Genomic DNA, 1,168 nt, shown 5'->3' with positions numbered 1-1,168 from the left:
GGCTTGCATGCTGGCGATCCGCATATTCAAGATGGGTGCCGAAGGCCGGTTAAAATTGGGGGACCAGATCTGGGGCCAGCTCGGGGACCAGCTCAGGGGCCAGCTCAGGGGCCAGCTCTGGGACCAGCTCAGGGACCAGCTCAGGGGCCAGCTCGGGGGCCAGCTCAGGGACCAGCTCTGGGACCAGCTCGGGGGCCAGCTCAGGGACCAGCTCGGGGACCAGCTCTGGGACCAGCTCGGGGGCCAGCTCAGGGACCAGCTCAGGGGCCAGCTCGGGGGCCAGCTCAGGGACCAGCTCTGGGACCAGCTCGGGGGCCAGCTCAGGGACCAGCTCAGGGGCCAGCTCGGGGGCCAGCTCTGGGACCAGCTCTGGGACCAGCTCGGGGACCAGCTCTGGGACCAGCTCGGGGGCCAGCTCTGGGACCAGCTCGGGGGCCAGCTCTGGGACCAGCTCTGGGACCAGCTCTGGGACCAGCTCGGGGGCCAGCTCTGGGACCAGCTCTGGGACCAGCTCGGGGGCCAGCTCTGGGACCAGCTCAGGGACCAGCTCGGGGGCCAGATCTGGGGCCAGCTCGGGGACCAGCTCTGGGACCAGCTCTGGGACCAGCTCGGGGGCCAGCTCTGGGACCAGCTCGGGGGCCAGCTCTGGGACCAGCTCGGGGGCCAGATCTGGGGCCAGCTCGGGGACCAGCTCAGGGGCCAGCTCAGGGGCCAGCTCTGGGACCAGCTCAGGGACCAGCTCAGGGACCAGCTCGGGGGCCAGATCTGGGACCAGCTCTGGGACCAGCTCGGGGACCAGCTCAGGGGCCAGCTCAGGGACCAGCTCTGGGGCCAGCTCGGGGGCCAGCTCAGGGACCAGCTCTGGGACCAGCTCGGGGGCCAGCTCTGGGACCAGAAGGTCTATGACCCTAATTATCTTTGGGGTGCGCAGGACCTTTATTGGGTAGCGTTTTATCGCTTCGCCCAGAAAATTGGCGTTCGATATGATGAGGCATCTGCGCACGGCCTCGACGTCATGGAGGCGATCGGGTCGCAATGTGAATGGTGGTGGCCGTTCGAAAATATCGTCATTGCCTCTGAGCGACCTGTTGTTGTGCGCTGGGATGACGGGCGGCGCCTGCATAACGAAGATGGCCCCGCCGTCCAGTATAGCGATGGATATGCTCTT

1 protein-coding gene is annotated in these 1,168 nt (G+C 67.3%); it reads left to right on the top strand.

The window, feature by feature from the left end; all coding sequences use genetic code 11:
• Positions 1-7: 7 nt before the first annotated feature.
• On the top strand, positions 8-1,168 hold a 1,161-nt coding region (locus GGR43_RS23990; protein ID WP_425502253.1), incomplete at its 3' end, for a DUF6745 domain-containing protein.

This window comes from Sphingobium jiangsuense, assembly GCF_014196495.1.
Lineage (GTDB): Bacteria > Pseudomonadota > Alphaproteobacteria > Sphingomonadales > Sphingomonadaceae > Sphingobium > Sphingobium jiangsuense.
This window is presented reverse-complemented; position numbering and strand designations above follow the sequence as displayed.